The following is a 23,116-nucleotide window of genomic DNA, read 5'->3' as shown; positions in this document are numbered from 1 at the left end:
AAGGGACGAAGGCAAGGTCGGGATTCGCTGCTATCGAGTGTGTGGCGAGTTTAGCACGATGCCCTTTCGTGGCGAGATCGTCACGGGCGGGCGATAATGCGGCGCATGACCTCTTCCTCGCTCAAACCCTTCGCATGGCTGTCCATCGGTGCCGCACTGGCGACGATCGCGCTCAAGGGGCTCGCCTGGATGATGACCGGGTCGGTTGGCCTGCTCTCCGATGCGCTCGAATCGCTGGTCAATCTGGCTGGTGGAGCAATGGCCCTGGCGATGCTGTCGATCGCCGAGCGGCCCGAGGACGAAGGGCATGCGTTCGGCCACGGCAAGGCGGAGTATTTTTCCAGCGGCTTCGAGGGGCTGTTGATTCTGTTCGCTGCGTTGGCGATCGCCTTTGCCGCGATCGAACGCCTGCTCTACCCGAAGCCACTCGAACAGCTTGGACTGGGCCTGGTGGTGTCGACGCTCGCCTCGCTGATCAATCTCGTCGTCGGCAGCGTTCTGCTGCGTGCCGGCAAACGCCACCGGTCGATCACCCTCGAGGCCGACGCGCACCATCTGCTCACCGACGTGTGGACGTCGGTGGGAGTGATCGTCGGCCTGACTGCCGTCGCGCTCACTGGTTGGCTATGGCTCGATCCGACGCTCGCCTTGCTGGTTGCCACCAACATCGTGTGGACCGGCTGGCGCCTGCTGCAGCGCTCAGCCGTTGGCCTGATGGACGGCAGCCTGCCGCCGGAGGAACACGCGCTGGTGCTCGCTATCCTCGAACGTTATCGCGCGCTGGGCATCGAGTTCCACGCGGTGCGGACGCGCGAGTCCGGTACTCGCCGCTTCATCTCGCTGCATGTCCTGGTACCCGGCAGCTGGACGATTTCCCGCGGTCACCAGCTCGTCGAAGAACTGGAGCGGGAGGTTCGTCAGACGCTTTCCCACGCCTCCGTGTTTACTCATCTCGAGCCCCTGGAAGATCCGGTCTCACAGGAAGACATCGCTCTTGACCGCTAGACCTTGCAGACGCACTTGGCGCCTTCGCTTCGGCGCGTGCCTCCTGCTACTGGTGGCAGCGCCGGCCCTGGCCTGGAACGCCGCGGGTCATCGGATCAGCGCGATGATTGCCTGGGAGTCGATGGATGCCGGGACGAAGTCCGCGGTTGGGCAACTCCTGCGCCAGCACCCGGACTACGAACGCTGGCAAGCGCGCGCCCATGGCGGCGATCCGGAGCTGACCGCCTTCCTTGAGGCCTCGACCTGGCCCGACGACATTCGCAAGGACAGGCGTTTCTACACCACCGGACGCGAGGAGCCCACGGCAACGCTACCCGGTTTTCCCGACATGGAGCGGCGACTGCACTGGCACTACGTGGATCGCCCGGTGAATCCGGGCGCCGGCACCGGGCCTGCGGCTGGCGTCATCGACCGCCAGCTGGCGGTGCTGGCGCGCATCGTTGGCGACCGGCAGGCGACAATGGCTGAGCGGGCTTACGCCCTTCCGTGGCTGATTCATCTGGTCGGCGACGCGCACCAGCCGCTGCACGCGGCGAGCCGCTACGGTCCGGATGGACAAAGCGACAATGGCGGGAATCTGGTCAGCATCGTGAACCCTTTCGCCGCACGCTACACGTCGATGAGTCTGCATCGCTACTGGGATGACTTGCCGGGCCCTCCGTGGCTGCGCGACGGTCGGCTCGCCAGCGCGGCGAGGTCGCTGGCCGCACTTCACCGGCCGCCGACCTCACCAGGAACTCCCGAGCAGTGGCTTGACGAAAGCTGGCGGCTTGCCCGCGAGCGTGTCTATCCGCCCGGGGATGACGCCGTGCCGACGATCAGCGCCACCTTCCATGAGGACGCGCTGGCGATCGCCGGTCGCCGCGTCGCCGAGGCGGGTTATCGGCTCGCCGATCTCCTGCAGCGGTTGTTGCACAGCGGGCCGCGGCGAGAGGACCGAAACGACCGCTAGCGGCCAGGATTGGTTTCACGTGGAACATCCGCCGCCGCGCCTTTAGCCGCGCCCCATCGCGCGCAGTCGCGCAACGCGCTCCGCGGTGGCCGGGTGAGTACTGAACAATCCGGCAATTCCACCACCGGAGAGCGGGTTCATGATCATCATCTGGGCTGTCTCCGGGTGCGCTTCGGCAGGAGCCATCGGGATACCGCGAGCGTAGGCATCGATCTTCGCCAGAGCGTCGGCCAGAGCGTTCGGGTCGCCGCAGATCTCGGCGCCGCCGCGGTCTGCCTCGAACTCGCGTGCCCGCGAGATGGCCATCTGGATCAGCGAAGCCGCCAGTGGCGCCAGCAGCGCCACCAGGATCCCAGCCAGCGGATTGCTCGGCCGACCCTCGGAGTCGCGCCCGCCAAAAAACACCGCGAAGTTGGCGAGCGCCGAAATCGCGCCAGCCATGGTTGCCGAGATCGTCGAAATCAGGATGTCACGATGGCGGACATGCGCCAGTTCGTGTGCCATGACGCCCCGAATCTCGCGTGCCGACAGGAGCTGAAGGATGCCGCTCGTCGCCGCTACCGCCGCGTTGTCGGGATTGCGACCAGTGGCGAAAGCATTGGGCTGCCCTTCGTCGATCAGATACACCCTGGGCATCGGCAGGCCGGCGCGCTGGGCGAGTTCCCGAACCATTCCGTAGAACTGCGGCGCCGAGCTTGCGTCGACCTCGCGCGCGTTGTACATCTTGAGCACCATCTTGTCCGAGAACCAGTAGGCGAAGACGTTCATCGCCCCGCCAAAGAGCAAGGCCAGCAACATCCCGGATTTGCCGCCGACAAACCCGCCGATGACGCCGAAGAGGGCCACGATCGCGGCCATCAGAATGGAAGTTTTCAGCCAGTTAGCGAACATCTCGGAGACCTCCATGAGCGCAGGACGAGTAGCCTGCCAGTGAGGCGCTAGATGGGGTAGCGACGAGCGATTTCAAGAACCCGACAAGGCGCAGCAAGCTCCCGGCGAGAGCGCCGTGCCGGCCAGATACTGGGCGGCCGACAGGCGTCTGCCGCCAGCCTTCTGCAACTCGCCGAGGCGCAACGCCTGCTCGCCGCAGGCGACCACGACACCGTCGCGTTCAACCCTGAGGACCATGCCCGGCCGCCCGTCGCCAGCCACCGCCTCAGCCCGCCAGACCTTGAGCGGAACGTCGTCGAGGCAGCAAGTGGAACCCGGAAAGGGGTTGAAGGCCCTCACCTGACGGGCCAGTTGCCAAGCCGGGCGGTGCCAGTCGAGACTGGCCTCCGCCTTGTCGATCTTGGCCGCGTAGGTGATGCCCACTTCCGGTTGCGGGCTGGCTGGCAACGGCAGGCGCGCCAGGACATCGACGACCAAACGGGCGCCCAGCAGTGCCAGCGTCTCGTGCAGCGAGGCAGCGGTATCGGTGTCGCTGATGGGCACGCTCGCCGACAGGAGAACGGGACCACTGTCGAGCCCGGCCTCCATCTGCATGATGGACACGCCCGTCTCCTGATCACCGGCAAGGATCGCCCGTTGGATCGGCGCAGCGCCACGCCAGCGCGGCAGCAGGGAAGCATGAATATTGATACAGCCGTGGGACGGCATGTCGAGTACGGCCTGCGGCAGGATGAGGCCATAGGCGGCGACGACCATCGCCTCGGCGCCCGCAGCGCGGATTCTCTGCTGCACAAGGGCATCTCTCAGTGTCGGCGGTTGAAATACCTCGAGCCCCGCCGCGTTGGCCAGTTCCTTGACCGGCGAGGCTCGCAGAGCCATCCCGCGCCCGGAGGGCCGATCCGGCTGCGTCAGCACCAGCACCACCTGGTGGCCAGCAGCCAGGATCTGCCGCAGGGCCAGCGCGGCGAACTCCGGCGTACCCGCGAAGACCAGCCTCATGCGGTGATTCGCGCCTGCTTGGCGAGCTTGTTCCTGATGCGCAACTGCTTCAACTGCGAAAGATGTTCCACGAAAACGCGACCCTGCAGGTGGTCTATCTCGTGCTGCAGGCAAACAGCCAACAGGCCCGTGGCGTCGACCGTCTGCTCGGCTCCGTCCAGGTCCTGGTAGCGGACAACGACGTGTTCGGCGCGCTCGACCTTGTCGTATACCCCGGGCACCGACAGGCAGCCTTCCTCGCACACCTGCAGTCCATCCTGTTGCAGAATCTCGGGGTTGATCAAGGTCAACAGCTGGTCCCTGGTTTCCGAAGCATCGACGACAATGACGCGCGCGTGCACATCCACCTGTGTCGCCGCCAAGCCGATCCCGGGAGCTTCGTACATCGTTTCGGCCATGTCACGCGCCAGACGGCGAATGCCGTCGTCAATCTTGTCGACGCGCGCGGCGACCTTTCTCAGGCGCGGGTCGGGAAAGCGGAGGATCGGTAGTAGCGACATAAAAAGCTTGATCGAAGAAATAACTGCGTGCAGAATCTAACGTAGTGTCTTGAGATACCGGCGCCCCTTGCACGACACGCTCGATGACGTCGGCAACAAGCCCGCCCAACACGGCAGACAGAAACCTGTACCGGGGGTTCCCCCCGGGTGTGCGACCGCTCGTACGAGGATAACACGATGACCCGCATTATGTTCGCGTTCATTCTGGCCATGGCCAGTGCTGCTCTCAGCAGTGTCAGCGCCCAGGAGCTGCAGCTCGCCGCCGGCGCGCCGGAGCGCCATGTCGTGCTACCGGGCGACACCCTTTGGGCCATTTCCGGGAAATTCCTCAAGGAACCTTGGCGCTGGCCGGAAATCTGGCGGATGAATCGCGAAGAGATCAGGAACCCGCATCGCATCTTTCCGGGTGATGTCATAGTTCTCGAACGCGATGCACGGGGCGATCCGCGCCTGCGTCTGCAACGCGCCCGGCTGGTACCGCAAGTCTATTCGGAAGCCATCGAGGAAAGCATCCCGGCTATTCCTCCGAACGTCATCCGGCCCTTCCTCTCAGATCCATTGATTGTCGAAGCGAACGCCCTGGACAGCGCGGCGCGCATCATCGCCACCCAGCAGGATCGCGTATTCATTGGTAACGGTGATCTGGCCTACGTGGTCAACGCCGATCCGGACAAGGTGGCGTGGCAGATCTATCGGAGCGGCAAGCCACTCAATGATCCTGAAACCAACGAGGTTCTCGGCTACGAAGCCTATTACCTGGGCACCGCGCGACAGCTCGAACCCGGCAATCCCGCCACCTTCCAGGTTATCAGCATGAAGGAGGAGATTGGTCGTGGTGATCGCCTGCTGCCGGCCATCCGTCCGCCGCTCGTCGCCTATGTCCCACACAAGCCCGACTTTTCCGTCGACGGCCGCGTGATTTCCGTCTATGGCGGCGTCGACGCCGCCGGACGCGGGTCGATTGTCTCGATCAATCGCGGCGCGGCGGACGGCATAGAGATCGGCCATGTCCTGGCTCTCCAGCGCAACCGTACGGCGGTCGCGCGCGAGGAGAACGACCGCAAGGAAACGGTCCAGATTCCCGTGCTGCGCGTCGGCCTGCTCTTCGTCTTCCGAACCTTTCAGCGCATTTCTTACGGCCTGATCGTGCAGTCCGAAGGCACTGTCGAAGTCAACGACTTCGCCCGTACTCCCTAGCCATGGATGCGGCCGAATCGTCGGCCGGCTGGCTGCGACTGACGCTGGTTCCCGGTGTTGGCGGCGAATCGCAACGCAAGCTGCTGAAGGCCTTCGGGCTGCCCGAGGCAATCTTCACAGCCGGTCGCAGCGCGCTCGGCGATGTCATCGGCGACCGGACAGCAAGGCTTCTGCTCGACACCGACAATCGTGCGGCGGTCGACCGGGCTCTCGCTTGGGCAAACGGTACCAATCAGCATCTGGTCTGCCTGGCCGACCCCGAGTATCCGCAAGCGCTGCTGCAGATACCCGACCCGCCAACGCTGTTGTACGTCCGCGGTCGCCTCTCCCTGCTCAATCAGCCTGCGCTGGCCGTCGTTGGCAGCCGGAACCCCACACCACAGGGCCGTGGCAACGCCGAGCGCTTCGCCGCGGCCTTCGCCGAAGCAGGCCTCGGCGTCGTCAGCGGTCTCGCTCTCGGAATCGATGCGGCCGCTCATCGCGGCGCGCTGAACGCGACCGGCAACACGATCGCTTTCATCGGTACCGGCATCGATCGCATCTACCCCGCGGCGAACCAACAACTCGCCTTCGACATCGCCGCCCGGGGGGCCATCGCCTCGGAGTTCCCGCTGGCCACGCCACCCGCCGCAGCCAACTTCCCGCGTCGGAACCGGTTGATTTCCGGCATCTCCCGTGGCGTGCTGGTGGTCGAGGCGACGACCGAGAGTGGCTCCCTGATTACTGCTCGCCTTGCCGCCGAGCAAGGGCGAGAAGTCTTCGCCATTCCGGGATCGATTCACTCGCCGCAGTCGCGCGGCTGTCACAGGCTGATCAAGCAGGGGGCCAAGCTGGCCGAGGCGGTAGCCGATGTTATCGAGGAAATCGGCTGGGCCAGCGCTCCTGCCGACAGACCCGCCAGCGCCACGGCAGACGCTGCGGAAGCTGGTAGCCTGCTGCTTGCCATGGGTTTTGATCCGTGCAGCCTCGACGAACTGACGCAGCGCAGTGGCTTGACGGCCGACGCGGTTTCGGTGATTCTCCTGCATCTGGAGCTGGATGGTCAGGTCGCCTGTTTGCCCGGCGGCCACTATCAACGGATTTCCCAAGCCTGAGAGCCCTTTCTGATGATCGACATCCTGGTTTACCTCTTCGCGAACTACCACGACTTCAGTGCTCGCCCCAAGACCCGAACCCTCAGACGAAGGTTGAGCGCCGTCGGCTTCAACGACGAGGCGATCGGCGTCGCACTTCGCTGGCTGGACGGCCTCAAGGGCGCACCGCTGCTCGACTGGCCCGACGGCCATCGGGCGATGCGCATCTACGTGCCCGAAGAACAGCGCAAACTCGGCGCCGATTGCCTCGGCTTCATCGCCTTCCTTGAAGCGAGCGGGTTGCTGAGCCCGGGCATGCGCGAACTGGTCGTCGAACGTGCGATGATGCTCGACGACGATCCTGTCCCCATTGGCAAGTTCAAGATCATCGTCCTGATGGTTCTGTGGAGCCGCGAACAGGACCTCGAGCCCCTGATTGTCGAGGAGCTTCTCGACGCCGGCGACGCCCACCCGCTGCACTAGCGGTCCTTGCGCACCATAGCCTGTTGCGCCGTGCTTGCTTGCCAAGCACGGCGGTGTGCTCTTATCATGGTTCGCGGGCCGGTGCCGTCTGACCATCCCGCAAACACCACATTCCCCACTCTCCCGGGCTGATTAAGGTTCCCATGAGCAAGAAACTGATCATCACCGAGAAACCTTCCGTCGCCGCCGACGTCGCGCGCGCGCTCGGCGGCTTTGTCCGGCACGACGACTACTATGAGGGTGACGAGTACGTCCTTTCCTCGGCGATTGGTCACCTGCTGGAGCTCGCCTGTCCCGAAGAGTACGAGGTCAAACGCGGCAAGTGGTCGTTCGCACACCTGCCGGTGATTCCGCCTCACTTTGCGTTGCAGCCGATTGCGAAAACCGAGTCGCGTCTCAAACTGCTCGTCCGCCTGATCAAGCGCAAGGATGTTGCCGGCCTGATCAATGCCTGTGACGCCGGGCGCGAAGGCGAGTTGATCTTCAACTACATCAACCAGCACGCCGGGAACGCGAAGCCGGTTGAACGACTCTGGCTCCAGTCGATGACCCCCCAGGCGATCCGGGAAGGTTTCTCCCGTCTGCGCAGCGGCACCGAGATGCAGGGTCTGGGCGACGCCGCAGTCTGTCGCTCCGAATCGGACTGGCTCGTCGGCATCAACGGAACACGTGCGATGACCGCCTTCAATTCAAAGACCGGCGGCTTCCATCTGACTACCGTTGGTCGCGTGCAGACGCCAACCTTGGCATTGATGGTCGACCGCGAAGACCGCATACGCAAGTTCGTGGCTCGCGCTTACTGGGAACTCGACGGTGTTTTCGCCTGCGCCGCGGGCGACTACCGTGGGCGCTGGTTCGATGAGAACTTCAAGGGCAAGGACGATGACGAACATGCGCGTGCCGACCGGCTGTGGGATGAGAGCCGCGCGCTGGCCTTGCAGAACAAATGTGCCGACCAGGACGGCGACGTTAGTGAGGAGTCCAAGGCATCGACGCAATTGTCGCCGCTGTTGTTCGACCTGACCAGTCTGCAACGCGAAGCGAACGGCCGTTTCGGCTTCTCTGCGAAGGCGACCCTCGGACTTGCCCAGGCACTGTACGAAAAGCACAAGATCCTGACCTATCCGCGTACTGACTCGCGCGCGCTTCCCGAGGACTATCGCCAGACGGTGCTCAGCACCTTATCGATGCTGACCGGCGAGGGTGTCGGAAAAGGCCACGACGAGCAGACGCTGGCTCGCTACGCGCCTTTCGCCGGCAGGATACTCGCCAGCAACTGGGTCGTGCCCAACAAGCGCATCTTCAACAACGCCAAGGTCTCCGACCACTTCGCGATCATCCCGACGCTACAAGCGCCAAAGCACCTCTCGGAACCGGAAATGAAGCTCTACGACATGGTCGTCAAGCGCTTCCTCGCCGTCTTCCATCCGGCAGCGGAGTACCTGATCACCACGCGCATCACGCGCGTCGCCGGCGAACCTTTCAAGACCGAGGGCAAGGTGCTGGTTAACCCGGGTTGGCTGGCCGTGTACGGGCGTGAAGGGCAAGAGGGCGAGGAGGGCAATCTGGTTGCGGTGCAAGCGGGCGAACGGGTGCATGCCAGCGAGATGCTGCTCAGCGCACATCAGACGCGGCCACCGGCTCGCTACTCCGAGGCCAGTTTGCTGACGGCCATGGAGGGGGCCGGCAAGGCCATGGACGATGAGGAGCTACGGGCGGCCATGGCGGGGCGCGGTCTGGGCACCCCTGCCACACGCGCCCAGATCATTGAGAACCTGCTCGCTGAGCAGTACCTGCAGCGGGAGGGTCGCGAGTTGCAACCGACGGCCAAGGCTTTCTCCCTGATGACGCTGCTCAACGGACTGGGGATTCCAGAGCTGACCGCCCCCGAACTGACCGGCGAATGGGAGTGGAAGCTCGCGCGCATGGAACGAGGCGAGCTGGCACGAACAGCGTTCATGAAGGAAATCGCAGCCATGACGCAAAGAATCGTGGACCGTGCGAAAAGCTACGATAGCGACACCATTCCCGGCGACTTCGGCGAGCTATCGACGCCTTGCCCCAAGTGCGGCGCCTTGATCAAGGAAACCTACAAGAAATTCCAGTGCCAGGCCTGTGACTTCTCCCTCTGGAAGATAGTCGCCGGCCGCCAGTTCGAGGCCAGCGAGATCGAAGAGCTGTTGACCCGTCGCCGAATCGGCCCACTCAGTGGTTTCCGCAACAAGATGGGCCGTCCCTTCAACGCCATCATCCAACTCAACGCCGACAACTCCCCGGAATTCGACTTCGGGCAAGGTAGCGCCGGCGCCGATGGTCCTGCCGAAGAGGTCGACTTCTCGCAGAGCGAAACGCTGGGCCCTTGCCCAAAATGCGGGGCCTCGGTCTTCGAGCACGGGATGGCCTATGTCTGCGAGCGATCACAAGGCAGCGCCAAGACCTGCGACTTCCGTTCAGGCAAGGTGATTCTGCAACAAACCGTGGAAGCCGAGCAAATGCAGAAGCTTCTCAGCAGCGGTCGGACTGACCTCCTCAGAAACTTTGTGTCCGCCCGCACACGTCGCAAGTTCTCGGCCTACCTCGTACGCGGTGCCGATGGCAAGGTCGGCTTCGAGTTCGAGAAACGCGAGCCCAGAACCCCGGCAAAAAAAAGCCGGGCCACGCCGACCAGCGAGCCAAGCGACGCCGCGACGCCGACCAGTGGTACGACCACCCGGAGCCGCAAGAAAGCCTCGTCGAGCTGACGCCGGTTGTCGGATCGTTGCCGCCTGTTCCACGTGGAACAGATTCCCCGCCATTGCTTCGACAAAAACTACTCTCGCCCAGTTACGCCGCCAACACGCCCGGGGGCGGCGCATCAAGAATCGCCGCCCGCAACACGTCGATCGCCTCGGGCCGCGGGAAGGTCGCCCGCCAGGCGATCACCACCTGGCGCACCGGCGCTGGCGGACTGAAGCGCCGAGACTGCAACAGCGAGTCGTCCTGCGGCCACGAAGCCGCTGCCGACGCGGGCACTACCGAGATGCCGGCACCGCTGGCCACCATGTAGCGAACCGTCTCCAGTGAGCTTCCTTCCAGAGCGCCCTCGGTACCTCCGGGCGCCGACAACTGCGGGCAGGCCTGTACCACCTGATCCCGGAAGCAGTTCCCATTGCCCAGCAGGAGAAGATTGTGGGCCGCCATCTGTTCGACATCGATCAGGCTCTGTTGCGCCAACGGATGCCCGCTCGGCATGACCACGCAGAACGGTTCCTCATAGACCACGCGCGAGACGATGCCCGGCTCGCCGAAAGGCAGCGCCACCACGATCACGTCCAGGTCGCCACGCCGCAACTGAGCTGCCAGACTGACTGTGAAGTTCTCCTGGAGGAACAGCGGCATCCTCGGTGCGCGCGCGTGCAGGGCCGGAATCAGCTGCGGCAACAGGTACGGCGCTATGGTGTAGATGACACCCAGGCGCAGCGGGCCCTGTAGCGGATCCTTGCCCTGCACCACGATCTCCTTGAGCCTGTCCGCTTCCTCGAGCACCCGCTCCGCTTGCCCCGCGATCTGCTCGCCGATCATCGTCAGGCGCACGTCAGCCGACGACCGTTCAAAGAGGACGACACCGTACCTCTGCTCGACCTTCTTGAGCGCAACCGACAACGTCGGCTGGCTGACGTGGCACCTCTCGGCCGCCCGACCGAAATGCCTTTCCCTCGCCAGGGTCACGATGTAGCGCAGTTCAGTCAGCGTCACGACTGCCCATCCCGAATTCAAAACCCTGCATCCGCGCCGGCGATCGGTGGCAGCACCGTCGATCAACACTCACTCCGCTCACCAGCAACCCTCCCTCGAAACAAACCCTTTACCTACCCCGGCAGCGAGCGCGGCGCCAGCAGTGCCAGATCCGCTGCTTCCAGCCATGTCCATCGGCCGGCGGCAAGCGTCGCCGGGAGCGCCAGGCCACCGATCGCCACCCGATGTAGCGCCTCGACCCGGTTACCGGCAGCCGCCACCATTCTCTTGACGAGATGGTACTTGCCCAGCGTCACCGTCAACCGCAGACTTCGCTCGCCCTGGCGATCACAGGCCGCCGCCATGATTGCCTGCGATTCATCGTGCAGCACCACCCCGCTCAGAAGCGCTGCTACTTGCCCATCGTCCACCGCATGCCGGGTGCTCACCTCATAGACTTTCGGCACCATCCGCCGCGGTGAAGTGCAGGCGTGAATGAATGCACCATCGTCGGTCAGAAGCAGCAGACCGGTCGTATCCGCGTCCAGCCGGCCAACCGCTTGGACACCACGCCGAACGAGAGGGATCGGCAACAGCGAAAACACGCTCGGATAGTGGATCGGCCGCCGCGAGCACTCATGGCCCGCGGGCTTGTTCAGTGCCAGATAGACGAATCGCCGGTAAGCCCACGGCTGCCCATCCACTGCAAAGCTCAGACCCTCGGGCTCGAACTGCGCCAGCGGATCGTTGCACACCCGTCCCTCAACGCTGACGCGCCCCGTGCACACCAGCCCCCGGCACTCGGCGCGACTGCCAAAGCCCTGCGATCTGAGCAAACGTTCAAGTTCCATCAACTTGCACCACCACTGCAGGGGAACTACCCAAGGAAAGTCGACCGGCATGGGCCGCCCGCCTGGCTTCGCCGGTCCCGCGAGGACCGCACTGGAAAGCGCCTATTGTTCTCCTTTGTCGGAGCGCCCACAATAGCTACTCTTACCACCCACCTCAAGGAGACGGGATCCATGCTGGTCAAATTCACTTCGAGCACGTCCGGACAGATCATGATGTTCGCCCCCGTCGCCCGTCAACTCCTCGAAATTGTCGGCAAGGACTGCAATGCGCGTGGCGTGATCACCACCGAGCAGTTACCCGACGCGATCCATCGACTACGTGAAGCCAGCGCCGACGCCAAGAATCCCGACCACGCAGAGGCTGTTTCCCCTGATGAGAACGAGGACGCGAAGGAGAGCGTCCACGTCGGCCTCGGCCAGCGGGCCTACCCCTTGATCGAGCTTCTCGAGTGGACGCGCAAGGAGGACGGATACGTCCTCTGGGAGGCTTCCGGCGACTTCTGAGTTGGCAAGAACTCAGCCGACCGCCACTTCGGCCAGCCAATGGCTGAACGTCATCAGCATCCTTACGCTTCTCTGCCTGTCGGCGGCTACGCCGAGAGCCGCTGAAGTGGCGCTTGATGTCGGCCACACCCTCAGCCAGCCCGGTGCCACCAGCGCCCGCGGCCGCCCTGAGTTCGCTTTCAACGCCGCGCTCGCCCGACGTTTGGCCGCGGAGCTGCAGGCACGAGGCCTTGCCGTCAGGCCGATCAATTTCGATGGTGCCATCGACAGTCTGGTTACCCGGCCCCTACAGGCGGCAGGCGCCGATTTCTTCCTGTCGATCCATCATGATTCGGTCCACGCCGACCTGCTCCAGGAGTGGCGATGGCAGGGGAAAGTGCAGACTTACACCGACCAGTACGCCGGATTCGCCCTGTTCGTGTCACACGACAACCCTGATCTCCACACCAGCCTGAGCTGCGCGTCGGCGATCGGCGCGCGCCTGCGACGCACCGGCTTCCTTGCCGCAACCCATCACGCCGAACCTCTCGCCGGCAAGCCTCGCCAGCCTGCCGACGCAGCCAACGCCGTCTACTACTACGACAATCTCGTGGTGCTCTACCGCACGACCCTGCCTGCGGTGCTGTTTGAAGCCGGCGTGATCAAGCACCGCGCCGAAGAGTTGGCCCTTCTGGACCCTCAGCGCCAGACACGCATGGCCGATGCTATCGCCACCGGCATCGCCGCCTGCCTGTACCCATGCGCGACCGCTCGCCGCGATTCGCCTGCTGCCGGCGGCGCGTCGGCTTCACAGTGCAATGACCATCGGTGACCCGCTGCCGTCGTTGAACACAGCCTTGTAGCCGAACTGCTCCTGGCGTTCCTGCCACACGCGGTTGTGCTCGCTCAGGTAGTTGAAGTAGAGCGTCGGCGACGGGTGCGAGGATCTGCCGATGACTCGCCCAACCGCCTCCTCGTCAGGATGACCGAACTGCTGACCATTGGTGCTGAACAGGAAGCGCGGGCTTTCGATCAGTGACATCAGTTCGTCGGTGGTGTTGGCCTTGCTACCATGATGCGCCACCTTGACAGCATCGACGCGCAGACGCGCTAGCCCACGCGCTTGCAGGAGGCGCTTCACCGACGCACATATCGCGTCCGGGTGCGCATCGGCAAGAAACAGGCAGCTTCGGGACTTGCCGCCCGGCATCTCATTCCCGGAAGCCGCCATCCCAGCGTTGCCGGCGTACTCCGCCAGGAAGGCGATGCTCGATCCATTGGCGGCCGCGTCGTCCGGCCGTGACTGTTTCTCGATCAGACTATCGAGTTGCGCCGAGCTTCCAAGCAGCCCCTTGCCCGGAAGGTACTTCTTCTGCTGGCCCAGCAAGGCCCAGGCCGCCTCGAGGTCGCCCGGATCGAGGGCATCGCCGAGATCCTTGCGCCACGCCTCCCGCATCCGCTCGAGCTTGGCAAGCGTCGGTGACAGCAGCGTCAACTTCAAGCCTCCCGGCAGCACATGCTCGGGTAAGGCACCAGCGTCGCCTACGACCACAGCCTGACCCTTGAAGGCCCCATTCCAACAACCCTCGTCGAGTCGCTTGGCAAGCAGCGCACTGAAGAACTCGCCCTGCCTGCCCCCCAACAGTCCGTGTGCCTGCTCGAGGTGGCGCCAGCCATTGAACCACACGTCCTTGACGACGAACGGCCAGGGACGCGGGTTGGCAAAAAGCTTGATCAGACCCTCGATGTGGTCGGTATCGACGTGCGACAGAACCATCAGTTCGAAACGCCGGTCGCCCTTCGGCAAACGCTCGATCCGTCCACGCAGCGCCTCGTACGCACCAACCGGCCCGCTGTCGATCAAGATCCGGCGCGTCCGCCGGACGTCGCCGTACTCGACCAGCAGGCAGTCACCGTGCAGCGCCGCCAGCATCTCGATACGCATGAATTCACCCGCCATTCGAGCACTCCTCGTCTGTTCTACAGCCGCCAGTCGGCATCGCCGAAAGCTACCACGCACAACGCCATCGGCACGCTCTCCCGCATCGCTTCGCGCTTCGCGTCGCGGATGATCTCGCCCAACCGTTGTTCGCCGCCGGCACCCAGCAGTCGCGCGACGATCTTCTCGCCGACGATGACCGCATGCCGGCCAAAGACCGTCGCTATCGTCGATACCACCGCGGCCGCTCCGGCCTGACGGAAATAGCGCACGTGGCTGGCGTAGTCCTCAGCCGTGCTGGACGTGTCGCACCCGAGCAGAAAAACCAGCGGTGCAGGCGCTCCGGGCGCGCGCACGTACTCGGCAGGCAGACGCAGCGTGGACAGGAAACTGCCACCGATTTCAAGCCGCACATCCTGCTTTCGGCCTTCGTTGTGGGGAAAAGCCAGCAACAGCCCCGGGCCACCGGCAACCTGCTGTTTCCACTCAGCCCAGTCCTCGGCCACCCCCACCTCACCACCCAATGCTCCTTTCATCGTCTCGAGCAGCGCCTGCACTTCCTCGGCGCTCACTTCCCGGCTGTAACCGAGCAGCGCGCCGGTGCGCACATCAAGACGGTTGCGCTGGGCTGTCGGCTCCGCCTGAATCACCAGTTCGGCGCCATCGGGCTTGCCGAGAACAGCGCTGTAGAAGTGTCGTTCGATCACCTTCTTCAAGCCCCAGAAGCCCATCGGGCAAACGTGACGCGCCGGTGCGCCCGCGCCCTCGCAGTTCGCCGGGCAGCGACCATCCCGGAGAGCTTGCAGATGCTGCCGGCAAACCTGCGCGTCGGCATCCGGTGGCGGCAGGTCGTAGAAGAACTCGATCGGCACGAGCGCATCACTGCGCGTACTGACCACCTGGATATGGGTGACCGCATCGCTGCCGACATCCAGCCCACCCGCCGTCAACTGTTGCAATTGGTCGAGGTACAGTTTCGAATAGACATCGGCGCCGATCCTCGCCAACTGGACGAGAAGGGCAGGGTTATCTCCCTGGTCGAGGCCTTCCTCGTGATCGGCAACCTTGCTCGCCACCGCCGAGATCAGGTCGTTGATGCTGCGCACAGGTTCTTCGATCGACGAAAGGTCCGTGGCCCAGGCGCGCTGTCCGGCGACTCCGGTCAATCGCGGCTGCTCTGCCGCCGTATGATTGAAAACGAGAGCCATGTCGAAACGACGCCTCGCCCCAAGATCGGACCAGTCCTGGCGAAGCCTGCTCTCATCTTCGAGACGGATGCCTCCGCGCAGCCCGGCCAACAGCTCCGCCCGCTCAACCACCCGTGTGCATAGCATAACGGTCTGCAGAACCCGCCCCCGGTGCAACACCGTCAGGCGCGCGGCAAAGTCCCCTGGCGCGCGCGGGGTGAATACAAACTGCGCCTCGCTGCTGTCACCGTCACGCGGCAACAGGATTTCACCGAGCAACGGGGTCGCAAACTGCTGCGGTTCGTGCAGAACCAACTGCAGGCGATGCGTAGACCGATCCCGTTCCAGCTTGTCCTCCGGAAAAGCGCTGGGTGCCGCGCTGACGCCAGCCTTGCGGGGACCAATCAGTACCCGCACTCGCACCGGTTCGCCAACTACATAACCGCGTCGCTCGGCGACAAAGCGGTCTCTGATCCGGCGAAAGCTCTTCTGCTGAACGTAGCGGGAGTTCGGTATCTGCGCCTCGGCAGCTCGCAGTTGGGCGGCAAGGTCTGACAAAGAGCCAGCACCGACCGGCACGCCGCGTACCGTCCCCAGTTCCCCTCCACCCGAGCGGCCACCGCGGGCCCTTGGCGCGAACTCCTTCTCGGCCACGCCGAGCTGCTGCGCCGATTCTGCCGCAAGGTCGAGCCTCATCTCAGGCGGCAGGCAACGCAATCGATGCGACAGCGCGTCCAGCGATCGCTCCGGCCTGGCCAGAGCGAGAAGATCCTGATTCAGCAGAGGCAACACTTTGCCCCCGAAGGCCGAGCACAAAGCAAGGTCGATCGGCTGGTTCGCCGCCAAGCCGGCAGCAAACTTACCGACACACGCAACCAACTCCCTGACTTCGCTTACCGCGCCGACGACCGCAACGCCTTCCGCGGCTAGCCTGGATACGAGACTGCGCAACAGCGGCGCCGCTTCCGCGGGTGAATCCTGAGCAAAACCGCAGACGATCACCACGCAGCAGCGCAAGCGAATGTCTCTGGTCAACACCCGCGCCAGCGCCTGACCAAGGCTCGCCCCGACAACCAGTACTTCCACCTCGGCATCGGAGCGCTCCACCGTCACGAAGCGGTATGGCGACCCGGCCGGCAGACCACCGCCCAGCGCCACCGCCAGCTCTGGCGCCAGAGGGTCGTCGACCAGTGACGCGACAGTGAAGGGCCAACGCCAATTGGTTCGACCGTCAGCAGCAAACATGTCCGCAACGAAGACGCTCGCCAGGCCAGCCCCCGGCGACGCCAGCGCTTGCGCGAAGGACAGCGTTCGCCCCGGCTGTCGCTTGCCATCATGCACTGCCAGACGCGGCCCGCCTGCCAGGCCGGGCCTTCGCCACTTCGCCACCTGAGCGAGGTAGTCGCCCCAAGCCATCAGCAGAACCGGGGCCGGCGGCCACTTCGCCAGCCCACCGCCTCGCCCCATGCGTCGCGGTGGCGCCCGCCAGTTGAGCAGACCATCTCCCGCTGCATCAAGCGCTACAAATCGTGAGCTCAGATCTCGAGTAGCCGCCACCAGGCTCGGCGTTTCACCCTCTCGTGCCCGTGCATCAACCGCTGACGCCAGCTCCCTCGCCCTACCGGAGGCAGCGAGGACACCAAGGGCGGCAAGAGCGACCACAAACTCCTCGTCGTCAAGTTCGCAACTCCACTCCGCGAGATCCTGCCGGTCCATGTTCCCCTCCCTATCCATGGCTCGCTACAGCTAGCCCAGTAGCAGCGGACCGCCCAGCCCCTCAGAGCTTGTGATAGACCTCCGCACCCGCCTTGACGAACTCGACCGCCTTCACCTCCATCCCTCTGGTCAGCGCTTCACTCGCCGTAAGCCCTTGCGCCACGGCGAAGTCCCGCACTTCCTGGGTGATCTTCATCGAGCAGAAATGCGGCCCGCACATCGAGCAGAAATGCGCCACCTTTGCCGAATCCTTGGGCAAGGTTTCGTCATGAAACTCGCGTGCTTTTTCGGGATCGAGGCCCAGGTTGAATTGGTCCTCCCAGCGAAACTCGAAACGCGCTTTCGACAAAGCATTGTCGCGAATCTGCGCACCCGAGTGACCTTTTGCCAGATCTGCCGCATGCGCCGCCAGCTTGTAGGTAATGATCCCCTCTTTCACGTCGTCCTTGTCCGGCAGACCAAGGTGCTCCTTCGGTGTCACGTAGCAGAGCATCGCTGTGCCGAACCACCCGATCATCGCAGCGCCGATACCACTGGTGATGTGGTCGTAGCCGGGAGCAATATCGGTCGTCAGCGGCCCCAGGGTGTAGAACGGTGCCTCTCTGCACGAATCGAGCTGCAGATCCATGTTCTCCTTGATCATGTGCATCGGCACGTGGCCCGGTCCCTCGATCATCACTTGAACGTCATGCCGCCAGGCGACCTCGGTCAGCTCGCCGAGCGTCTTCAACTCGCCAAGCTGGGCTTCGTCGTTGGCATCGTAGATGGAGCCGGGGCGCAAGCCGTCGCCGAGGCTGAAAGCAACGTCGTAAGCCTTCATGATCTCGCAGATCTCCTCGAAGTGCGTGTACAGGAAGCTTTCCTTGTGGTGGGCCAGGCACCACTTGGCCATGATCGAACCACCGCGCGAAACGATGCCCGTCAGACGTTTGGCCGTCAGTGGCACGTAACGCAGCAGCACGCCGGCGTGAATCGTGAAGTAGTCGACGCCTTGCTCAGCCTGCTCGATCAAGGTGTCGCGGAAAATCTCCCACGTCAGGTCTTCGGCCTTCCCGTCAACCTTCTCAAGCGCCTGATAGATGGGCACGGTCCCTATCGGCACCGGGCTGTTGCGAATGATCCACTCGCGCGTCTCATGGATGTTCTTGCCCGTTGACAGGTCCATGACCGTGTCGCCACCCCAGCGGATCGCCCAGGTCATCTTCTCGACTTCCTCCTGAATGCTCGAACCGAGGGCCGAATTCCCGATGTTGGCGTTGATCTTGGTCAGGAAGTTGCGGCCGATGATCATCGGCTCGCTTTCCGGATGGTTGATGTTGCACGGAATGATCGCCCGGCCGCGCGCAACTTCAGAACGAACGAAGTCCGGGACGACTTCCTCCGGGAGGCTGGCCCCGAAACTCTGCCCGCGATGCTGACGACAGAGAATCTCCGCCAGGCGCGCACCCTGCGGGCCGGAGGCGCGCAGCTGCTCGACATAGGTGCGCCGGTTGTTGTTCTCGCGAATGGCGACATACTCCATCTCGGGCGTGATGATGCCACGCCGGGCGTAGTGCATCTGGCTGACGTTGGCACCCGCCCTGGCCCGTTGTGGTCTCCGCTGCAGTCCGGGGAAGCGCATTTCATCGAGAGCGCGATCGGCCGCGCGGACGCGTCCAAAATCGGAACTCAGATCGGCGAGCGGCTCGCTGTCGCCTCGTTCGGCGATCCACCGCGCGCGCAGCGCCGGCAGCCCCTGCCGGATGTCAATCTTCGCCAGCGGATCCGAATACGGTCCCGAACAGTCGTAAACATAGATCGGCGGGTTCTTCTCACCCCCAAAAGCTGTGTCCGTGTCCGACTGGGAGATTTCGCGCATCGGTACCCGGATGTCCGGGCGGCTACCGGTGACGTAAACCTTGCGCGAATTGGGCAGCGGCTTGATGGCTGCTTGATCTACGTGGGCATCGGTAGCAATGAATTTGTCGTTAGCGTTCATGGTGTTTCCTTGCGAAGGGGTGTGGCAAAAGCACGGCTGACAGGGGGAGCGTGCAAGGGCCTGGTGAGGCAGGACGGAGTCGGAACACAGCACATCACCAGATGCGCTCCGCTTCCCTACGACGGCATGACCCGTACAGGTTCGAAGGGACTCTCTCAGCCAGCCGGACAGCGGCGCGGCACCCCCAACGTGCCCAATCAAGTTACTGGAAAGTCAGGCCATTAGCAAGAAAGTTGATGGGGACCGCGCCGTCCGTCTGGCGCCGCCGTATCGGTAAACGATTGTCGGCCCCGCGCCCCACCCATCGCCGCAAAGACCAAGCCATGACCCCATCCGCGCAGTCCGGCGAATCATCGCGGCGACGGGGTCGGGGTCGGTAAACGGCACTGGCCGGGCGGAAGCCGCCCGGCCAGTCCTTGCTCACCTTCCGATCACCCGCTCAATTGGCCATAGCGATCATGAAGCCATCGTCCAGGACCGAGACCTTGTACGAGTTCTCCTTGTAGGTCTGGTTGTTGGCGACAAGGCTCGTCTTGACCGTGTACTTCTTCCCCTTGGCCGACGCCGGCAGCTTGAACTTGGAGTCCGTCTGATAGCGGCCCGCGCCGTCCACGGCGGCCACACGCTCACTCTTCTCCTCGACCAGCTTGTTGTTCTCGTCGTAGATCGCGTACTTCTGGGTCACCTCCGGAGCTTTGTCGCCATAGCCGATGAGGTCCGTATTCGACGTTACCTGCACTTCCCGCTGCCCGTCCTTCTCCGGCACACCGGGCTTGACAACCGTATCGAACTTCGCCGGTTTGACGTCGTCCTTGGGAACGACCTGACCCTTCTTCTTCTTGTACTCGGCATTGACGTCGTTCGCACTGGCAATCTTCTTCGATTCGAAGTACCAGCCGATCAGGAAGCCCACCGCCGCCCCTGCTGCCGCGCCAACCAGACAACCCTTGCCGCCGTTCACGGCCGCGCCGACGGCACATCCGGCTGCCGCACCGATGAGTGCACCGGTTGCTCGGTCGTCCATCCTTGTCGAACCATCCGGATTCGTCGCGCAGGCCGTCACAAGAATTACGCTCGCCAGCGCTGCGGCGCTACGACGCAAGGTGAAACGACTGTTCGTCATGCTGTACTCCCCCTGTCAAGAAAACTATTGCCCCCTAACGGCAATCGGCTCATCAATACCGACCGTGAAGATCACCGGTCGCTGTTCCTTCTTCGTCAACTCCATCACTCGATCGGTAACGTAGCTCTGCAGAGTCGACGGCCGAATCAGGCCATCCTTCCTGAAGTCTGCGCCACCGCGAATTCCCTCGATGATGGCCTTGGTAAACGCCCCGTTGCCCCAGGCCGGGTCTTCCTGCGAGAGTTCCTTGCCGGTCGACGAGGCGAACACGATCACCCCGCGTTCCTCATTGATCTCGTTGAGGGCCTTGGTCAGGTCCGGATTCGTTGACTGCCCCGGACGGGCGTTGATCCCGGAATGGCAGGTGTCGATGAAAAATGCCGCACGACCCTTCAGGCCAAGCAGAGTACGAGAGATCTCCTCACCCGGCACCCACCGCTTCGGCGCGTTCTTTTGCTTCCACGCGTCGAACTCCTGCGTACTCTTGAACTCCGAGCGCGACGGCAGCACGTCGGGATCACCGGGAATGAAGTAGTAGGCTGACCCGACCCGGTCGCCATGACCAGCCATGAAGACCACTCCGGCATCCTTCTCGCCAACGGATTCCCTCAACCAGCGCAATCCTTCGAGGATCTTCTCCCGGCTCGCCTGCTCGTTGATCAACAAGCGCGGCTGAGCCGTCCCATAGAGCTGGCCGGCCTGACGCACCATGTGGTGATTGAAGTCACGCGCGTCCTTCTCGGCAAGATCCAGCTTCCACTCCTCCGGGTACTTGCTGACACCGATGATCAAGAGGTAGAGGGTTTCAAAACGCGTTTCCGCAACCTTGCCGGATGGCGCCGCGCTACGCCGGATATTGATCACCACCGGTTCCGACTTGCCGTACTTGTTGGCGGCGAACAGCCTGATCTGACTATCGACCGGCGGTACCGCCACCTGAACTTCCTGGGCTTCCCCGCGGGCGCTCCGCAACGCCCTGTTGTCCAGCGAGCGCACAAGTTTGTCATTGACGCGCACCTTGACTTCGCTCACGGGTGCGTCGCTCGGGCTACGCAGCACGAAACGCACAGGAACCGTGCTGGCGGAGCTCTCGATCTGGCTTTCGGTCTGCAGGTCGATCACCGGCGGCAGCACCGTCGCCACGGCGGTCTTCTCTACGGCTACCGCTGGTCGCGGTGGCAGCGAACCCGCACCCTTGCTTGCCCCGGCCGTAGCGGGCAAGGCGGGCGGTTCCGTCGCCGCCAGGGCGGCAGCAGCGGCCTGTGCCTGACGGATGGCTTCGCCCTCGTCGCCCGTTTGGATGATGCTTTGTATGATCTCCGGACGATAAAATCGGTCGCGGAAACGACCCACCGAGAAGAAATCCGACGCCTGGTTCATGGCTCTGTTCAGGTGCCAGCCCACCAGGTCTTCGCCGTCCAGCGAGGTGTCGTAGAAGCCAGCAGGCGACCAGATGATCCAACGTTTGCCATCGACATGGACAAACAAGGAAAGCTGCTCTCGGCCGTCCTGCATGCGATACCAGCGAACCGTCCCGTCCCCGAGTGCGGCCAAAACCCATCGGCCGTCGCCACTGATGTTGGTCGCCCATACCGCTGCCGGCGTTCTCTGCTCCCAAACCTGACTGCCCTCGCTATCGAAAGCGCGCAGATACCATTCCGTGCCAAGGACGAAGCGCTGCTTGTCCGGGGAAAGCGCCACGCTCCTCGAAACCTCCCCGGGACGAAGCTGCAGCTGGCGCGAACCCAGCTTCGGCGTCGTCGAATTCTTCCAGTTGCTCGGGCCACCACCCCAACCAGGCTGTCGCGGTGGCTCGACCTTCGCCTCTGACCCGGGGCGACGCAGATCACCCTTCACCAGATCGAAGACGAGGCTCTCGCCACCAGGAATGGTCGGGAACGAGACCAGCTGTGCGTCCACTGAAACCTTGAAACGGTCTCCGGCATCACGAAAGTCGCCGGTCTGCGGCCGGGCGAGAAGCCGACGATTTCCCGCAGCATCAAAGCTGGCCCACGAGGGCTCGGCGGTCGCCACGATAACTCCATCCCGAAGAGGCGCCAGTGCCGTCACGATGTTGGTGAAGCCAGCGAGTTCGCGCGCCGGGCCCCGACCAGCATCGCCAAAAGCGAAGACGGCAAAGCGCTCGTTCGCCCTGGCTGTTCCGGCACCGATCAGCACCCGCCCATCACCGGTCCAGGCAACGCGGCCGAGGTTACCTTCCTTACTCGACGGCGTTGCGTACACCGGTGTCAGCGAAGCGGCGTCGAGCACGTCGATGTGCCCGGCATCCTGGTAGCCGACGGCTATCAGGCTCCCATCCGGAGAAAACGCGACCGAGTAGGGGCGACCCGACGCCAACTGCTTGCGCGCTGTCCGGACCAGCCCTTTCTTGTCTACGCGATAGAGGCGGACGCTACCGTCGAGACTGCACGTCACCAGCCGCCCGTCAGTCGAAAAATCCGCCCCATAGATCGCCTCGTTGTACTCGGGGTCGCTACCGACGAATCCGAGGTTGCGCTGAAACACCCGCAAACCGGATTGCCGTAGACCAACCGCTACCAACTGGCTGTCCTTCGACCACGCCAACTGCGTCAGCGGAGCTTCGAGCCCGGACAGAGTGCTTTTCGCGGGCAGCCGGCCGGAAGCGCGATCAAACAGGTAAAGGGAATGCGTCTTGCCGTCGAACGCTGCGTTGCCGCCCAAGGCGATCTGCTTGCCATCTGGCGATAGCGCCGCAGCGTAGATTGCCCCCACACCTTCGGGGCCAATGGGCGGACGCAGCACGGACAGCAACTTACCGGTTGCGGCGTCCCAAAGACGGGCCGTCTTGTCCTCGGAGGCGGTCAGGACCCAGCGTCCCTGGGCATCGGTGCTCACACGCGTAACCAGGGACTGGTGGCCCCCAGTCTCTATCCGCAGGATCGGCTCGACGGACACCTGCCCCTGTGCCTCCCCACCGACAAGCTGACCGACGACCAAGCCGAACAACACCAGCGCGTGCAACACTCTGGTGATCATGCCGCGT

At 63.8% G+C, this 23,116-nt stretch carries 18 protein-coding genes and 1 riboswitch; of the genes, 8 read left to right on the top strand and 10 right to left on the bottom strand.

Going from position 1 to position 23,116, the window contains the following annotated elements:
• Positions 1-96: 96 nt before the first annotated feature.
• Together CAP2UW1_RS00240 and CAP2UW1_RS00235 are read left to right on the top strand one after the other, a co-directional pair.
• The gene (locus tag CAP2UW1_RS00240) at positions 97-1,005 is read left to right on the top strand and encodes a cation diffusion facilitator family transporter (RefSeq protein WP_012806877.1); all 909 of its coding nucleotides are present in this window, start codon (positions 97-99) and stop codon (positions 1,003-1,005) included.
• Positions 1,006-1,057: 52 nt separating this feature from the next.
• Positions 1,058-1,957 (top strand): S1/P1 nuclease, encoded by a 900-nt coding sequence (locus tag CAP2UW1_RS00235; RefSeq protein ID WP_291911569.1) that lies wholly within the window; start codon positions 1,058-1,060, stop codon positions 1,955-1,957.
• Positions 1,958-1,999: 42 nt separating this feature from the next.
• Here the strand turns inward: CAP2UW1_RS00235 and htpX are convergent, their stop codons facing one another.
• The 3 genes from htpX to def form a co-directional block, all read right to left on the bottom strand.
• Complete coding sequence (gene htpX, locus CAP2UW1_RS00230; RefSeq protein ID WP_012806875.1) at positions 2,000-2,848, bottom strand: zinc metalloprotease HtpX; 849 nt, start codon at positions 2,846-2,848, stop codon at positions 2,000-2,002.
• Positions 2,849-2,920: 72 nt separating this feature from the next.
• On the bottom strand, positions 2,921-3,847 hold the full coding sequence (gene fmt, locus CAP2UW1_RS00225; protein WP_012806874.1) for a methionyl-tRNA formyltransferase: 927 nt from the start codon (positions 3,845-3,847) through the stop codon (positions 2,921-2,923).
• A complete protein-coding gene (gene def / locus CAP2UW1_RS00220; protein WP_012806873.1) occupies positions 3,844-4,347 on the bottom strand; it encodes a peptide deformylase in 504 nt (167 codons plus the stop codon). Before def ends, fmt begins: the two co-directional genes overlap by 4 nt.
• 177 nt (positions 4,348-4,524) lie before the next feature.
• On the opposite strand from def, the gene CAP2UW1_RS00215 reads away from it, so the two are divergent.
• From CAP2UW1_RS00215 to CAP2UW1_RS00200, 4 genes are all read left to right on the top strand, one after another.
• Complete coding sequence (locus CAP2UW1_RS00215) at positions 4,525-5,544, top strand: LysM peptidoglycan-binding domain-containing protein (protein WP_012806872.1); 1,020 nt, start codon at positions 4,525-4,527, stop codon at positions 5,542-5,544.
• Positions 5,545-5,546: 2 nt separating this feature from the next.
• Positions 5,547-6,638, top strand: coding sequence for a DNA-processing protein DprA (dprA, locus tag CAP2UW1_RS00210; RefSeq protein ID WP_012806871.1), 1,092 nt, complete (start codon positions 5,547-5,549; stop codon positions 6,636-6,638).
• A 12-nt stretch (positions 6,639-6,650) separates the two neighbouring features.
• Complete coding sequence (locus CAP2UW1_RS00205) at positions 6,651-7,100, top strand: DUF494 family protein (RefSeq protein ID WP_012806870.1); 450 nt, start codon at positions 6,651-6,653, stop codon at positions 7,098-7,100.
• Between the two features lie 143 nt (positions 7,101-7,243).
• The gene (locus CAP2UW1_RS00200; protein WP_012806869.1) at positions 7,244-9,841 is read left to right on the top strand and encodes a DNA topoisomerase III; all 2,598 of its coding nucleotides are present in this window, start codon (positions 7,244-7,246) and stop codon (positions 9,839-9,841) included.
• A gap of 82 nt (positions 9,842-9,923) precedes the next feature.
• Here CAP2UW1_RS00200 and CAP2UW1_RS00195 read toward each other — a convergent pair whose 3' ends face one another.
• A complete protein-coding gene (locus CAP2UW1_RS00195) occupies positions 9,924-10,835 on the bottom strand; it encodes a hydrogen peroxide-inducible genes activator (protein ID WP_012806868.1) in 912 nt (303 codons plus the stop codon).
• Positions 10,836-10,948: 113 nt separating this feature from the next.
• A complete protein-coding gene (locus CAP2UW1_RS00190) occupies positions 10,949-11,665 on the bottom strand; it encodes a pseudouridine synthase (protein ID WP_012806867.1) in 717 nt (238 codons plus the stop codon).
• 171 nt (positions 11,666-11,836) lie between these two features.
• On the opposite strand from CAP2UW1_RS00190, the gene CAP2UW1_RS00185 reads away from it, so the two are divergent.
• Positions 11,837-12,169: a DUF1840 domain-containing protein gene (locus tag CAP2UW1_RS00185; protein ID WP_012806866.1), complete on the top strand. Its 333-nt coding sequence runs from the start codon at positions 11,837-11,839 to the stop codon at positions 12,167-12,169.
• A gap of 1 nt (position 12,170) precedes the next feature.
• Positions 12,171-12,980 (top strand): N-acetylmuramoyl-L-alanine amidase, encoded by an 810-nt coding sequence (locus CAP2UW1_RS00180; RefSeq protein ID WP_012806865.1) that lies wholly within the window; start codon positions 12,171-12,173, stop codon positions 12,978-12,980.
• Here CAP2UW1_RS00180 and CAP2UW1_RS00175 read toward each other — a convergent pair.
• From CAP2UW1_RS00175 to CAP2UW1_RS00155, 5 genes are all read right to left on the bottom strand, one after another.
• Complete coding sequence (locus CAP2UW1_RS00175; protein WP_012806864.1) at positions 12,957-14,108, bottom strand: ComEC/Rec2 family competence protein; 1,152 nt, start codon at positions 14,106-14,108, stop codon at positions 12,957-12,959. The two genes, CAP2UW1_RS00180 and CAP2UW1_RS00175, sit on opposite strands and share 24 nt — an antisense overlap.
• A gap of 20 nt (positions 14,109-14,128) precedes the next feature.
• Positions 14,129-16,990, bottom strand: a complete 2,862-nt coding sequence (locus CAP2UW1_RS00170) for a hypothetical protein (protein ID WP_012806863.1) — start codon at positions 16,988-16,990, stop codon at positions 14,129-14,131.
• Positions 16,991-17,051: 61 nt separating this feature from the next.
• Complete coding sequence (gene thiC, locus CAP2UW1_RS00165) at positions 17,052-18,968, bottom strand: phosphomethylpyrimidine synthase ThiC (RefSeq protein ID WP_012806862.1); 1,917 nt, start codon at positions 18,966-18,968, stop codon at positions 17,052-17,054.
• A gap of 96 nt (positions 18,969-19,064) precedes the next feature.
• Positions 19,065-19,164, bottom strand: a riboswitch (TPP riboswitch).
• A 243-nt stretch (positions 19,165-19,407) separates the two neighbouring features.
• On the bottom strand, positions 19,408-20,091 hold the full coding sequence (locus CAP2UW1_RS23410) for a YMGG-like glycine zipper-containing protein (RefSeq protein ID WP_012806861.1): 684 nt from the start codon (positions 20,089-20,091) through the stop codon (positions 19,408-19,410).
• A 24-nt stretch (positions 20,092-20,115) separates the two neighbouring features.
• The gene (locus tag CAP2UW1_RS00155; RefSeq protein ID WP_012806860.1) at positions 20,116-23,109 is read right to left on the bottom strand and encodes a caspase family protein; all 2,994 of its coding nucleotides are present in this window, start codon (positions 23,107-23,109) and stop codon (positions 20,116-20,118) included.
• Positions 23,110-23,116 lie beyond the last annotated feature (7 nt).

Origin of the sequence: Candidatus Accumulibacter phosphatis (assembly GCF_000024165.1) — a bacterium.
GTDB lineage: Bacteria > Pseudomonadota > Gammaproteobacteria > Burkholderiales > Rhodocyclaceae > Accumulibacter > Accumulibacter phosphatis.
Note: the sequence above shows the minus strand (reverse complement) of the source record. Positions and strands in the feature narration are given on the sequence as shown.